We start from the raw sequence: 14,091 nt of genomic DNA on the forward strand, positions 1-14,091 counted from the left end.
CGGACTAAAGTACGGTTCGCTCTCAAATACGAGAAAATAAATTAGCAATACGCTAGCTCATAGATAGATGCCGAAAAACGACCTTTTATTCTAGCGAAACCATTCACCGTAATTCACCCCAAAAGAGCCAAAATAGAAGTCCGATACCACCCCAACCGGTTCATGAACCTACTTGAATGCCCATTCGCACTTACTTCCGATCCAGTTCACAGCTACTTCCGATGCCCAACGGCAGTACTTGCGCATCCAATCGGCAGTACTTGCGTATCCTTTTTCCATTACTTTCGCATAAAAACAGCCCTATTTCCGGTTCCCTAGCCTTATTTTCACCACTTCACGCTCCTAATTCGTCCTTTTCGTTCACATCACTTGTCACGATAAGCAGCCTCTTTTCGACAAGAAGACAGCCATACCTAACTTATTCCTTACAAAAGCACAACCGGATAAAACAAACGCAAAGCTCCTAACGCACATACTATAAAGGAAAACCATAGCGACCCCCATAAGATCATAAGCATTTGATAACTAAAGGAAAAGGAACAAAAAGGTGATTCCCGCGGACACTAAAAGTGATTTCTATGGACACTTACCTGTCTGAAGTTCTCCTCTTTTCATAAACTTTATACTACATTTGTTTCGCATATATATATTCGAAAAATTCTAATAAAAAGATGTATCAATGAAACGTTTTCTGATAGGCTTTGCGTTTTGCTTCCTACAACTGGCTGCTTTTTCGTTTTGCTCGGGTGATGAACCCATGCCCGCTCATTTTACCGAATGGAAAGCGGAAACGATTGTCGATAAATCTGAAATAGACCGGACCGGCTTGGATGCTTGGTTCAAATCAGAGGAAATCAGCGATGACGTTTTCGACCGCATGTGGCTGAAATCGTGGAAGGAGGATTGTCCCTTGGACAGATCCGACCTCCGTTACCTGAAAATGTTGCATCGCAATGCCGATGGATTGCCACAGCGCGGCGAGATGGTGGTAAACGCCGCTATCGCAGATAAAGTACTGGGGATATTCCGCCGGCTCTATGAAGCGGATTACCGGATTGAGAGGATGGCATTGATTGATAATTATGGTGCCGATGATGAGGCGGCGATGCGCGCCAACAACTCCTCCTCGTTCAATTTCCGCTTCATGACGGGTTCGACTACAAAAATATCCAAACATGGCCTTGGGCTTGCCATCGATATCAACGCGCTTTACAACCCATACGTCAAGCGAAAAGACGACGGCACTTGGCACATCGAGCCTGCCACTGCCGAACCGTATGCTTTCGACCGCGAGAGTAGAACCGACATCCCGTATAAAATAGACCACGATGATTTGGCGTACAAACTCTTCACTGAGGCCGGATTTGAATGGGGCGGTGATTGGACTTCATTGAAGGATTATCAGCATTTTGAGATAAACCTATCATTATGAACACATTTCGATTATTAGTTTTATCTTTGGCTATCATCAGCTTATTTCCTCGAAAACACGTACATGTTTTTTGGAAAACACGTACGACTTTTCCCAAAAACATGTACGTGTTTTTCCTAAGCTGGTTACAGAGCTCCTTTTACCGAGGAGGATTAACACTTCGTTTTAGCAACCTGAACCCAATCCGGCAATACAAACACTTTCGCTTCTCGCAATATTCTCGTTTTAACTGGATGAGTGATTGCGTATCACCAGCGTTATGGACTTCGATACCGGATCGAGCGAAAGCGGTTACGATATGATTGCGTTCCGGCGGGATACTCTCCAAGAGGCGGGTCGCACGCAGGCAATACTCAGGAAGTTTATTTCGACCGCCGTAAGCGAATAACAGAGGGACTACCGTATTTATTAACAGGATATTCAAGGCATTCTCCCCGATCATTTTATCTTTTTCCACCGAGGCGTATTGGAAATGATAATGATTCTTCCAATAATCCGAGGGTTGGATACGGAAATAATCCTTGATCTCTTTAGGAGAAGAAGCGGACAGGATCATCGAGAATAACGTATCGTACCGATGCCAGATAGCGGCCAGTTGCGCCAACTTCACATGCGGGAAGTTGGTCGGACGGATACGGAGGCTTTTGAACAAGGAGTCATCCAAAGGCTTGAGCCCGAACTTATGGCGGAGAAACTCATATTCCCGCCTCAGCAGACGGTAGTAATGGCAGGAGCCCTCTTCCGAGAGCATACCCGCTTGTCCGAAAAGCATCGCCTCTACTTGCGACTCGCTAGCCCTTTGCTTTTGGATATATCGCAGGGGGAGGCTTTTCGCCAACCACTCGAAAGCGTCGCTATTCACGCCAAAGCCGAAACTACGGGTTAATAGGATATAGAACACCTCGTTCCAATCCTCTTGGTACTGATCCAGCAGACGGTATATATCCTCTGTCTTTCGTTCCAGCCGCTCACTGAGCAAGGTATCCATCCATGAGGCCAGATGCACGGAGTCCACATCTTGAATCCGCTCAAGACAGGGGACGGGCACCTCTCTTACCAATAACCAATCGATATTTTTCCGGACAGGTTCCGGAACGGGTAATATCAATTGAGGAATTGGCTCACCGTTCATCCGGCAGATGGATGCGTCATTCACACCTGTTACATGCAAGATAACGGAGTCATATGCCTTATCTGAATCATGATGATGCAGCAACCAATCGGAAGCTTTTTCGTGGATCTCCACGCTTCCGGCCCATACCGTGCCGTCAATCTTTATCTTGGCGTTGAAGAAGTCGGGACCGGCGTCGGTGTTTTGTATTCCGGGATCGATAACAGTGATAGGAAGCCCCTCGGTGGTAGTCAATGGAGTACTTGCGTAGAGTTTGTATTTCCAAACATAGTGTAATAAACGTTCCATATTCTTTCAGAGTTAAGATTTTGGATTCAAATGTAATTCATTTTCTGTATATTTGCGACATTAATTGAATTAAAGTATGAAAATTGCACTTATAGGTTACGGGAAAATGGGCAAAACGATCGAACAGATCGCCATCCAGAGAGGACATCAAATTGTTTCCATCATAGATATCAATAACGCTGAGGATATATATTCAGAAGCGTTCAAGAGCGCCGATGCGGCAATTGAGTTTACTACCCCGGCTACCGCTTTCAATAACTATATGAAATGTTTCGAGGTAGGCGTGCCGGTCGTATCGGGTACTACCGGATGGCTGGACCGTATCGGCGAGATCAAGGAGAAATGCGAGAAAGAGGGCAAAACCTTCTTCTACGCCTCCAACTTCAGCATCGGCGTAAATATCTTCTTCGCCATGAATAAGTATCTGGCGAAAATCATGAACAACTTCCCCTCCTACGACGTTAAAATGACAGAAGTCCACCATATCCACAAGCTGGACGCACCCAGTGGAACGGCTATCACGTTGGCCGAAGGTATCTTGGAAAACATCGATCGTAAAGACCGCTGGACCTTAGAGAACGCCGAGAACGCGACCGACCTGCCGATCCACGCCATCCGTGAGGGTGAGGTTCCGGGTATCCACGAGATCACGTATGAGTCGGACGTAGATACGATCAGTATCAAGCATGATGCCAAGAGCCGTGCCGGATTTGCGCTAGGCGCCGTAATAGCGGCAGAGTTTACCGCCGGAAAGAAAGGTTTCCTAGGCATGAATGACTTATTCAAATTCTAAACGTATTAGCTAAAAGATGAAGAAGTTCACGAAAAAACAATGGATCAAGTTTAGTATAGCGGCCGTATTATACACGTTGTTCGCTATCTGGATGCAAAACTTATGGTTACTGCTGGGATTAATCGTCCTAGTCGATATATTCTTGACGCACTACATCCCTTGGGGAGCTTGGAAACGGTCTAAGAACCCGGCGGTACGCAACGTATTGGAATGGGTGGACGATATCGTATTCGCACTGGTAGCCGTTTATTTCATCAATTTGTTCGTCTTCCAGAACTATCAGATACCGAGTTCTTCCCTAGAAAAATCCTTGCTGGTAGGAGATTACCTGTTCGTCAGCAAATTAAGTTACGGCCCTCGCGTTCCGAACACTCCGATCTCCTTCCCGTTGGTACAAAATACGTTGCCGATCTTAAACAGCAAATCGTATCTGGATTGGCCGGAATGGGGCTACAAACGGGTGAAAGGTTTGGGCCACGTGAAACGTAATGATATCGTAGTGTTCAACTTCCCCGCGGGCGACACGATCGCCGTGAAAGTGCAAAACCCAGATTACTACTCCTTGGTCGAGGAGTACGGACGGGAACGTATCTTATTGGATAAGGCCACGTTCGGCGAGGTAATGTACCGCCCGGTCGACAAACGGGAGAATTACGTGAAGCGTTGTATCGGTATGCCGGGTGATACGCTCCAACTCATAGACAACCAAGTGTACATAGACGGTAAACCCGCCGAGAACCCGAAAGATATGCAGTTCAACTACTTCATCGAAACAGACGGTTCCCCGATCACAGAGGAGCAATTCCGCCTAATGGACGTAAGCAAGGATGACCGTATGCTGGCCTCCAGCGGCGGTTATTACCAGAACCTATTGTCATACCTAGGCTTTACGCCTAACGCGAACGGACAGTACAACCCGGTATATCGCCTGCCACTCACGAAAAAGGCCTTGGCGATAGCGGAGAAGTTACCTACCGTGAAGAAGGTTATCATCGAGCCGGAGACGTTGGGCGGCCCTACCTATCCGGTCGGATACAATACTGGCTGGACCCGTGATAACTTCGGGCCGCTTTGGATCCCGAAGAAAGGGGCTACCATCCCGTTGGACGAACGTAATCTGGCGTTGTACAGCCGTTGTATCAAGAATTACGAGAACAACACCTTGGAAGTGAAGGACGGCAAGGTCTACATCAACGGCAAGCCCGAGACTTCCTATACGTTTAAATACGATTATTACTGGATGATGGGCGATAACCGCCATAATAGCGCAGATAGCCGCTCATGGGGTTTCGTACCCGAGGATCACATTGTCGGCAAGCCGATCTTGGTTTGGCTATCCTTGGACAAGGATCGCAGTCTGTTCGACGGTGGTATCCGTTGGAACCGCCTGTTCCGTTGGGTTCATCCGGATTAAGAGGTGAAAACTTCGTATTATGACAATCCAACGATTCCTGATAGTTCTCATGAAATGGCTGGCAGCTTTCGCACTAGCCTCGGGGATCGTCATGCTCATACGCCTTTTCTGCATAGAGTCCTATCGCATCTCCACGGACTCTATGGAAGAGGCTTTGCATAAAGGGGATTATATCCTAGTCAATAAAATACCGGGGAAGAATAAGCCCGTCCGGGGCAAGGTCGTGCTTTTTACCAGCCCGCTCTCTCGAGATTCAGCGGATGCTCCCTTATTCATCAGCCGCTGCATCGGTATGCCGGGCGATACGATCCGGGTCAGCATGGACGGATATACGATAAACGGGCAGAAAATCCCCCGCTCTCCCCGCTCCCTCTGTTCCTATTTCATAACACTGAGCGCCAAGGAGACGTTCTTGGAGACGTTAGAGAAGTTGGACATCCCACTTAGGGATTTCAGGCAGGAAAGTTTCGGCTGTATGCTCAGCCTCACGGCTTTCGAGGAATATCAATTGAGGGAGGAATTGCCCGACGCCATAAACCGTCATTTTATCGGGGAACAAATGCAAGAATACATGTTGATCGTCCCCCGGAAAGACCGGGCTTACCCGCTGGACGCCGCCTCGCTCACTGCCTGCAAGGAGATCATCCTGCGGGAGACGGATGGCAAGGCTTCCTTCCGTGACGGAAAGTTATATCTGGATGGGCGGGAGACTAATTTCTTCTTTTTCCGACAAGACTACTATTGGGTACTGTCCGATAATACCAACGAGGCGGTAGATTCCCGCCATCTCGGTTTCATACCGGCCGACCATATCGTCGGCAACGCTTGGCTCTGCTGGTACAGCCCCGACAAACAACGAATCTTTAAACCCGTTCATTAATCATGCGACCTGTATATATAGCGACCGCCTATCTAGGCCCCATACAACAATATTGTAAGATGCTCCAATACCCGGAGGTCCGTATCGAGACCGCCGAGAATTACGTGAAGCAAACCTATCGTAACCGTTGTTCCATCGCCGCCGCGAACGGCCCACTCTCCCTATCCATCCCCATCGTCAAGCCGGATACCTTGAAATGCCAGACCAAGGACATCCGTATCTCCGACCACGGAAACTGGCGGCACCTACACTGGAACGCTTTGGTATCGGCCTACAATATGAGTCCGTTTTTCGAGTATTATGCCGATGACTTCGCTCCTTTCTACGAAAAGAAATACGAGTTCCTCCTCGACTTCAACGAGGAACTGCGCCGTCTAGTCTGTGACCTGTTGGATATGCAACCCGCAGTCGTCTACACCGAGCATTATGAACCGGAGGTAGCCAACGATTTCCGGGAAACGATCCGCCCGAAACACGAAGGGGAAGATCCCGCCTTCCGCCCGGAACCTTATTATCAAGTATTCCGGGAGAAATTCGGATTCCTCCCCAATCTGAGTATTGCTGATTTGCTGTTCAATATGGGCCCCGAAGGACTCGTTACGTTACGGGCATCGATTACCGGATCTCTTTAATCGCTTGTATCAAGGCTTCCATATCTTTCGGGAAGATATCTCCGATATTACCGATACGGAATGTATCCGCATCCGAGATCTTACCCGGATAGATCACGAAGCCTTTCTCCTTTAGCCGCACGTAGAACGAGGCGAAATCGAAATCCGCAGAGGGATATAAGAACGAAGTGATAATAGGTCCTTGCGCGTTATCGGACAGTAACGTCTTAAAGCCCAATCCACGCATACCTTCCACCAATACTCGGTGATTCTCTTGATATCTCTTATAACGAGCCGTGATACCGCCTTCCTCGTTCAATTCCTTCATCGCTTGGTAGAAAGCGTGAACCACGTGCGTCGGAGACGTGAAACGCCATTTGCCTCCCCCTTTCTCCATCGCTTCCCACTGGGCATAGATATCTAAGGAAAGCGAGCGGGCATTCCCCTTCGTCGCCATCAATTTATCTTTTTGGGCGAGGATAAAGCCGAAGCCGGGAACTCCTTGAATACATTTGTTCGCACTACTGACCAAGAAGTCGATACCTAAACCTTTCACGTCGATAGGGACACCGCCAAAGCTGCTCATCGCATCCACGATAAAGGTAATCCCCCGGCCCTTGATCACCTCGGCTACCTCCTCAATCGGATTCAACAAACCGGTCGTGGTCTCGCTATGTACCATTGAGAGATGCGTGATACCGGGATGCTCCTCCAAGGCACGTCGGGCTACCTCGCCGGTTACCAGTTCCGTCTCATGCAAAGAGACCAGTACGTAATTGATATGATAATAATCGGCGATCTGCGCCATACGTTTGCCATAAGCGCCATTAGCGAGGATCAACAATTTATCCTCCGGACGCACGGTGGCCCCGATCGTAGCCTCCACACAATACGTTCCGCTACCTTGCAGCAGGACACTGGTGTACGCATCCCCGTCCAGTCCCGCTATCGCCAGCAAGCCTTTACGGATCGGGGTAACGATACCCTCGTTATAATCCTTATCCCACGTACACCAATCCTGAAGCATGGCCTCACGTACCGTCTGCGACGTACTCAACGGACCCGGTGTCAATAATAAATAGTTTCTCATATGATTGTTTTATTCTATTCGGTTATCAAGCTTAATTCCTGTTGTTAATCTTCTCGATGCAAGCGGGCAGCTCGGCGATCGTATCCAAGACGAAATGAGCCCCCGCCGCCAACATACGCTCACGCACCTCTTTCTTCAGAGATTCCCATTCTTCCGCCGGACGGCTGTTATATTCCTCCTCGCTCACGCCCATCTCGTTGCTACCGGTCACGATACCGACGCTCCATACCTTGGCGTTCACGCCCTCCTTAATATCAGCGATCGTATCTCCTACCTTCACCACTTGATCTACGGAAGGAATCGCCAAATCGATCATATTCTTATAGATCATATACGGAGCGGGGCGACCGGCCGGGACCTCGTTCGGTGTCACCAGATTATCTACCCTATATCCTTTGGCCTCGGCTCCGGGACGGACAATCTCCATCATCTTCGCCGTGTACCCGGTCGTAGAGCCGATCTTTATACCTTGCTTGCGAAGCATCGCCATCGTCTCCAAGACTCCCGGTATCGGAGTGGTGAAATCCTTCAAGGAAGCGAACAAATGTTTCTCGAAACTAGTGTACATCTCATCCACGTCCCTCTTGTTCCAGTCCCTCTTATACAAGGCACGGAACTTCTCGTTCACCTCCGGCATACTCAAGATCGCCTTGATATGATCGATCTTCAAGAGACCCATCGGCTCACGGGCCTGCCGGTAAGTGATATCAATCCCTTTCTCTTCCGAGAATACCTTGAGGAAAGCGTTCAACGGAGCGAAGCATCCATAATCCACGGCCGTACCGGCCCAATCCATAATGACACCTGAAATCTTCTTCATATTCTGTATGTATCGTATTTAATAATTTTCTTGTTTAAGCGATCGTAAGGACATTGTTTTCGGTAGGCTCAAGAGTTGCTATTTCCTCGCAGCCACATAAAGCGGTCTCCTTGCGATAGCGTTGCCGCAAATATACGAAGGAAGCGACAAAAGTGGCACAGCAAAAGATCCCTACATATCCGGCAAGTTGGTTATAAAATACTGCCCAATCCAATCTCGTACCCACGAATTCCTTTAGCACCAATACCAGTATCGTACCCGTGTACCCCAGAAAATCTGTTAAGACAATAAAGAAACCGACGTTTCCCCGTATCTTGAAACAAGCGATGAAGCGATCGAAGAAAATCGTCTGGAAGGTTAAGTAAGCCATATACAGGCAGAGGCTCTGCAAGAAAAGCCATGTCACCGGACTCAATCCCATCCGCTCCTGCCCGAACGACACGAACGCCATGACCATCATGCCCGTAATAATCAAACCGTACAGGACTGAAAGCGCCTTAAAATTATCTTTCACGAGCACCATCAAACCAAAGATCGCCAAGATAGTCAAGGTCACCACGCTATCTATTTGCGTGAACAACCAAGGCGAGTAACCGGACATATCAATGATATTCACCAAGAAGTCCTCCTTGATATCCCGTAACACCACGATCGCTATATTCGCCACGAAAAGCATCGTCAAGAAAGGCATGAAGTTCTTGAAAAGCTCCCAACGCTGCCGCCCGTTCAAGGTCTCCCGCTCCGACTTCAAGGCGATATCCTCCTCCGTAGGTTGTGGAAGCCGGTTTAGCGCATATCCCAACAAGGCTAGCAAAGGCAATGCCACCGCCCCGATCAAAGCCGGCATCCAGAACTCGCTGACCTGCCATATATCCATCACGTACAAGCCGACAGACTTCGCTGTACCGGAACTGATCACCATACTTACGCCCAACAAACTAGCGAGGACATCCGTCATCCTACGTCCTTCTATAAAGCTAAAAATAATCCCCCACATGCATCCCAGCGAAAGCCCGTTCAAGAACATCGCCGCTATATTATAAGGAGCCGAGAGCAACCCGAAGAATACCAACGAAAGTTCCGCCATCACCACGGACATCAAGATGAACCGCAAACGCTCTTCCCGCCGCAACTCCGATATCAACTTAATTCCCATGAACTTCGACACCACGTATCCCAAGATCTGCACGATCGTGACCGCCACCTTATAGTCCATATTGAATACCTCCAGATCCTCGAAAGCGGCAGCCGTATACGGCTTACGCAACATATATACCAAGGAATAAGAAAGCAAGGCGGCCCCTCCGGCCCATAGGATGAAAAGGAGATCGGAAATCCGTTTCCGGGATGTTTTATTGCTCTGTATCGCAGTGTCCATAATCTTCTGTCGTTTTATTTTCGAAGGCAAAAGTACAGCCGCCATGTTACAGACATATTACTGAACCCATGAATGTATATTATTAATACCCAACTAGGAATCAATAAATTATAAAGAAATATTTATGTAACATTCATGAAACGGAAACGCAACATATGTCCTCTTATTTTGTAAGGTAAATCAAGAATATAAACACATGAACAATCTTCAAGAATTCTACCGAAAGATCGAATATCTACGAAGCAATGGGGTTAAGATGAAAGAGATAGCCGACTGGATCGATATGGCTCCCAGCATATTGTCCTCCCTATATACGACCGTATTGCCGAATTATTTCGAGGGCATCAAGAGTTACCCGCCGGAAGAAGCACTGGACTCGGCGCTCGCCCTAGTGAATAACGTGTCGAAAAAACGTTTGCTTTCCCATATAGAGGAGATGATCCTTCGCCTAGACCAGATGGAGTTCGCCGAACCGGATAGCCTAAAAGATAATCCTTTCGCCAAGCAATTGATGGAGGAGACACGGCTCTCCGCCTCTAAAATAGAGGCTTTCAAAGGAATCTATACCAGTTACAGCCTTTCTTCCTCCTCGGACTGCCTCAAGATGGAACCCTTCCTACTCTCCCCCTCGGATAATCAAGTCCGTGTAGGGCGGATCAGCGCTTATGGAGAGGCTCAATGGGGATTCGGGATCATGCCCGATCCTCAGAATTTCCATTGCATGCTGAACGAGAACCAAGCGCCCCAATTCACGATGGTAACGATATACCTGCAAATACCATTTTTCAAGAATCCTCGCCAATTACGAGGATTATACATCGGGCAAGATTATAATCGTAACCCGATCGCCCGCCGAATCCTTCTTATCAAGGAATCAGAAAGCACGGAGATCGATGAATTCATGAGCCGGAAAAGCGGACTGATCGATAAAGAAGATTTTACCCCGGAACAACAGGTCTACTATGATTATACTTGCCAGACAGGAGATTTTATCAAGATGTGTACAGTCCCATCCCTGCGGATGGACGAGAGTGATTTAGTCAAAGAAAAGAAGATGCTAACCCTATAAACCAGTAGAGACGGGGCATGCCCCGTCTCCCATCATCCCAATATAATAGAGACTGATTATTCCTTCTGGAACTTCCTGCTCACCTTCAAAAGGTTCGCCGTAAAAGAAACCACGTTCTGGGCCTCTTGTACCATGTTCAAATAAACCATGCTTACCTTCGTGCTGCCGGACTGCCCTTGGATACGCTTCAACTCCCCTTTCTTCAAGGCGGTAAGTTGGTTCATCAAGGTAATCGACTCAGCGATCAGCTCCTCAAAGCCAATATAATCGTTTTTACGGATCATAGTAGCGCAATTTCTCAAGAAGGAGATGATTTGTTCAGATACCTTACCAAAATCATCTTTCTGTACCGGACTCAACGGGCTGAAATTATTATCGATATGATCTTTCATCGGTTCTGCCAAGCGACGGATACTGAATATGATCTCGCTGGCGAAGTCATTTCCTTGATAATAATAAAGCCCCTTCTCCACGGCGATATCGTGATCCAATTGGGTAACGCCAAGCGTACCGACACGTTTCACTTGTTTCAAGTGAATCTTCTTCTCCTCCACGGCAGTCAAGACCTTGCGCAACTCACGGAGGTTCTCATTCATGAATCCATTTACCGCCTTGCCGAATACTTCCGCCGTAAAATCCAGATCGGATTGTAATTCCTCACGGCTATGCTCGCGGAACAGGGCCAAAGCCTCACGGGTATCCGTAGCCTTACGAAGTTTAGACACCGTAGAATTCACCTCCTCCTTCAATGCCTCTTTCCGCAATTTAGCCTTATAAGCGAAGTGGCTACGAACCAACGAATAGATCGCCAAACCAATCATAGCGACCAAAGCTGGAATACCTCCCCAATAAATCAAAAGAGCGACGATGAAACAGATCGTAAAAGCAGCCCCTGCCGTAATGAACCAACCACCTATCACGGACAATACGCCTGTGATGCGATATACAGCGCTCTCACGCCCCCAAGCACGGTCTGCCAACGAAGTACCCATAGCGACCATGAAAGCCACATACGTCGTAGATAAAGGCAATTTCAAGGAGGTTCCCAAAGCGATCAGCAAGCCGGACAAAACCACGTTAACCGAGGCACGTACCAAGTCGAAGCTAGCCTTGTCATCCATGATCATCTCGCTTTGGTCGAAACGGCTATCAATCCAGTTCTTAACCGGAGTGGGCACGATACTTAATATCGTAGCGGATATATTACTGCAATTCCGTACCAATACCCGTGCGACAGGCGATGTACCGAAAGACTCCTCTCCATCCGATTGACGAGACAGATCCAAGGAAGTCTTCACCACGTTCTGAGCCTTTTTGGAGGTAGCCAAGGCGATTACCATCACGATCCCGGACCCCACCAAGAAATACCAAGGTGTCTGGGCCGGTCCCAACAAGGAGGTCATCAAAAATGTATCCGTGGTAGTGGTCCCTCCCTGCGCCATCAAGTCCATATAAGAGGAATAGCCAGCCAAGGGGACTCCGATAAAGTTCACCAAGTCATTCCCGGCAAAAGCCAACGCCAAGGCAAACGTACCCATCAAAATGACCACCTTGAATACATTCACCTTCAACCAATGCAATACCTGCATCAAGATCGTAAAAAATACCATACATCCCAAAACGATCATCCCCGTATTGGCATACACCATATCCTTGAACTCACCCGTCATAAAAGAACTTGTCTTCAGTCCCTTTATCAGCATAAAGTAAATGATGGAAGTGGCCGCTAAACCTCCGAACAGACCAATAAAATATTTAGAACTTTTCTTATAATTAAATGAGAACAAGATCCGGGACAGATACTGCACGATCACACCAAAGAAAAAAGCGATCGCCACAGAAAGAAAGATACCCAGAATCACGGTAAAAGCCTTCTCTGTATTCAGCAGATCCCCCAATTGCAAAGCGCCTGAAGAACTAGCGATCTTTACCAAGGCAATCGCTACCGTTCCACCCACCAACTCAAACACCATGGAAACCGTTGTCGAGGTCGGCATACCTAACGAGTTAAAAATATCCAGTAACACCACATCCGTAAGCATAACGGCCGCAAGGATACACATGATCTCCGAGAAATAAAAATGCTGGGGTTGATAAATACCATGCCGGGCAATATCCATCATACCATTGGATAACGCCGCACCAACAAAGACTCCCACGGCAGCGATAGCGATAATAACTTTAAAGGATGCGGCTCTTGCGCCGATAGCTGAATTCAAGAAATTCACGGCGTCATTACTAACACCGACCGATAAATCTACGATGGCCAATACAAACAAAAATATGACCAAGAACAAATAAAATGTTTCCATACTGATTGTTATAATTCTTGCGCAAAGTTCTGAAACAATTATTTCGCATCCGTTACATACATATTACAATGATGTTACAACCTGCGGATTAGATTCAAAAACAACCAGATATGAAATTAGGTTGAAATTAACATCAAGTATTTCTCTTTTAAGAGAGAGATCCACTAAGGGTTTTTATATACATTTGCGACTATATATTTAGAAGGGAAATAAGTTAACAAGATTCTAGTTACTTGGAAAAACACTCCAAAGAAATAATGCAATGGGTCTGTGAAATCGCGCTATCCGATTCTCAAACTGCTTTTAAATCGCTTTATTTAGCCTATTTTCAGAGGCTAATGCGGTTTACATCCCTTTATGTGCCTTCCTCTGTAGAAGCTGAGGAAATTGTCTCTGATACATTTCTAAGTCTTTGGAATAATAGAAAGTCATTACCGGACATCTCTAACTTCGATTCTTATATCTATGGCATAGCCCGCCACAAAGCCATCAGCCTATACCGGACACAGCATATGGAGAAAGTCCAGATCGATGAGAATACGATCGATTTATTCGCACATACCGATACTACGCCCGAGGAAGAACTTATTTCCAAAGAATGCATCGATCATTTAAATGAGGCGATCAATACGCTCCCGGATAAATGCAAGATGGCTTTTAAACTGATCCGTGAAGATAAGATGAAATATAAGGATGCGGCAAATATCCTAGAAATATCAGTAAAGACATTAGAAGCCCACATCGCCACGGCAGTACGGAAACTACGGGAATCTCTAGCTAAAGAAATAAACGACTAATCTATCCACGTTCCCTCTTTGTAAAGACGTAGCGTGCCACGTCTCTACAACGGCTGGTGTATATAACAAAAAAAG

The 14,091-nt window shown here is 47.2% G+C and carries 12 protein-coding genes; 7 read left to right on the forward strand and 5 right to left on the reverse strand.

Going from position 1 to position 14,091, the window contains the following annotated elements:
• The first annotated feature begins 679 nt into the window (after nt 1-679).
• Nucleotides 680-1,432, forward strand: a complete 753-nt coding sequence (locus QVP94_RS07780) for a M15 family metallopeptidase (protein WP_022192319.1) — start codon at nt 680-682, stop codon at nt 1,430-1,432.
• 139 nt (nt 1,433-1,571) lie between these two features.
• On the opposite strand, the gene QVP94_RS07785 is transcribed toward QVP94_RS07780, so the two are convergent.
• Nucleotides 1,572-2,852: a DUF2851 family protein gene (locus QVP94_RS07785; protein ID WP_022192320.1), complete on the reverse strand. Its 1,281-nt coding sequence runs from the start codon at nt 2,850-2,852 to the stop codon at nt 1,572-1,574.
• Between the two features lie 76 nt (nt 2,853-2,928).
• Here QVP94_RS07785 and dapB point away from each other — a divergent pair, with 76 nt between their 5' ends.
• The 4 genes from dapB to QVP94_RS07805 are packed head-to-tail and all read left to right on the forward strand — an operon-like array spanning nt 2,929 to nt 6,571.
• Nucleotides 2,929-3,645 carry a 4-hydroxy-tetrahydrodipicolinate reductase gene (gene dapB, locus QVP94_RS07790; RefSeq protein WP_005863996.1) on the forward strand — a complete coding sequence of 239 codons (717 nt, stop codon included), beginning with the start codon at nt 2,929-2,931 and terminating at the stop codon, nt 3,643-3,645.
• Between the two features lie 16 nt (nt 3,646-3,661).
• A complete protein-coding gene (locus QVP94_RS07795; protein ID WP_022192321.1) occupies nt 3,662-5,059 on the forward strand; it encodes a S26 family signal peptidase in 1,398 nt (465 codons plus the stop codon).
• Between the two features lie 19 nt (nt 5,060-5,078).
• Nucleotides 5,079-5,939 carry a signal peptidase I gene (lepB, locus tag QVP94_RS07800; RefSeq protein ID WP_022192322.1) on the forward strand — a complete coding sequence of 287 codons (861 nt, stop codon included), beginning with the start codon at nt 5,079-5,081 and terminating at the stop codon, nt 5,937-5,939.
• A gap of 2 nt (nt 5,940-5,941) precedes the next feature.
• Nucleotides 5,942-6,571 carry a WbqC family protein gene (locus QVP94_RS07805; RefSeq protein ID WP_008774292.1) on the forward strand — a complete coding sequence of 210 codons (630 nt, stop codon included), beginning with the start codon at nt 5,942-5,944 and terminating at the stop codon, nt 6,569-6,571.
• Here the strand turns inward: QVP94_RS07805 and phnW are convergent.
• The 3 genes from phnW to QVP94_RS07820 are packed head-to-tail and all read right to left on the reverse strand — an operon-like array spanning nt 6,555 to nt 9,838.
• Entirely contained in the window at nt 6,555-7,640 is a 1,086-nt protein-coding gene (phnW, locus tag QVP94_RS07810) for a 2-aminoethylphosphonate--pyruvate transaminase (RefSeq protein WP_005860653.1), read from the reverse strand. The two genes, QVP94_RS07805 and phnW, sit on opposite strands and share 17 nt — an antisense overlap.
• A gap of 31 nt (nt 7,641-7,671) precedes the next feature.
• Nucleotides 7,672-8,460 (reverse strand): phosphonoacetaldehyde hydrolase, encoded by a 789-nt coding sequence (gene phnX, locus QVP94_RS07815; protein WP_022192323.1) that lies wholly within the window; start codon nt 8,458-8,460, stop codon nt 7,672-7,674.
• Nucleotides 8,461-8,494: 34 nt separating this feature from the next.
• Nucleotides 8,495-9,838 (reverse strand): DUF5690 family protein, encoded by a 1,344-nt coding sequence (locus QVP94_RS07820; RefSeq protein WP_009018755.1) that lies wholly within the window; start codon nt 9,836-9,838, stop codon nt 8,495-8,497.
• A gap of 196 nt (nt 9,839-10,034) precedes the next feature.
• Between QVP94_RS07820 and QVP94_RS07825 the strand changes: the two genes are divergently transcribed.
• Nucleotides 10,035-10,907, forward strand: coding sequence for a hypothetical protein (locus tag QVP94_RS07825; RefSeq protein ID WP_008781018.1), 873 nt, complete (start codon nt 10,035-10,037; stop codon nt 10,905-10,907).
• A 56-nt stretch (nt 10,908-10,963) separates the two neighbouring features.
• Here the strand turns inward: QVP94_RS07825 and QVP94_RS07830 are convergent, their stop codons facing one another.
• A complete protein-coding gene (locus QVP94_RS07830) occupies nt 10,964-13,219 on the reverse strand; it encodes an inorganic phosphate transporter (RefSeq protein WP_005860646.1) in 2,256 nt (751 codons plus the stop codon).
• Nucleotides 13,220-13,476: 257 nt separating this feature from the next.
• On the opposite strand from QVP94_RS07830, the gene QVP94_RS07835 reads away from it, so the two are divergent.
• Nucleotides 13,477-14,016, forward strand: a complete 540-nt coding sequence (locus QVP94_RS07835; protein ID WP_022192324.1) for an RNA polymerase sigma-70 factor — start codon at nt 13,477-13,479, stop codon at nt 14,014-14,016.
• The last annotated feature ends 75 nt before the right edge of the window (nt 14,017-14,091 follow it).

Origin of the sequence: Parabacteroides sp. CAG:2, from assembly GCF_000436315.1 — a bacterium.
In the GTDB taxonomy this organism is placed as follows: Bacteria; Bacteroidota; Bacteroidia; order Bacteroidales; family Tannerellaceae; genus Parabacteroides; species Parabacteroides distasonis.

What these genes read in the sequence shown, in the direction of transcription:
- QVP94_RS07780 (WP_022192319.1), top strand. Translation starts at nt 680, where the DNA reads ATGAAACGTTTTCTGATAGGCTTTGCGTTTTGCTTCCTACAACTGGCT.
- QVP94_RS07785 (WP_022192320.1), bottom strand. Translation starts at nt 2,852, where the DNA reads ATGGAACGTTTATTACACTATGTTTGGAAATACAAACTCTACGCAAGT.
- dapB (WP_005863996.1), top strand. Translation starts at nt 2,929, where the DNA reads ATGAAAATTGCACTTATAGGTTACGGGAAAATGGGCAAAACGATCGAA.
- QVP94_RS07795 (WP_022192321.1), top strand. Translation starts at nt 3,662, where the DNA reads ATGAAGAAGTTCACGAAAAAACAATGGATCAAGTTTAGTATAGCGGCC.
- lepB (WP_022192322.1), top strand. Translation starts at nt 5,079, where the DNA reads ATGACAATCCAACGATTCCTGATAGTTCTCATGAAATGGCTGGCAGCT.
- QVP94_RS07805 (WP_008774292.1), top strand. Translation starts at nt 5,942, where the DNA reads ATGCGACCTGTATATATAGCGACCGCCTATCTAGGCCCCATACAACAA.
- phnW (WP_005860653.1), bottom strand. Translation starts at nt 7,640, where the DNA reads ATGAGAAACTATTTATTATTGACACCGGGTCCGTTGAGTACGTCGCAG.
- phnX (WP_022192323.1), bottom strand. Translation starts at nt 8,460, where the DNA reads ATGAAGAAGATTTCAGGTGTCATTATGGATTGGGCCGGTACGGCCGTG.
- QVP94_RS07820 (WP_009018755.1), bottom strand. Translation starts at nt 9,838, where the DNA reads ATGGACACTGCGATACAGAGCAATAAAACATCCCGGAAACGGATTTCC.
- QVP94_RS07825 (WP_008781018.1), top strand. Translation starts at nt 10,035, where the DNA reads ATGAACAATCTTCAAGAATTCTACCGAAAGATCGAATATCTACGAAGC.
- QVP94_RS07830 (WP_005860646.1), bottom strand. Translation starts at nt 13,219, where the DNA reads ATGGAAACATTTTATTTGTTCTTGGTCATATTTTTGTTTGTATTGGCC.
- QVP94_RS07835 (WP_022192324.1), top strand. Translation starts at nt 13,477, where the DNA reads ATGCAATGGGTCTGTGAAATCGCGCTATCCGATTCTCAAACTGCTTTT.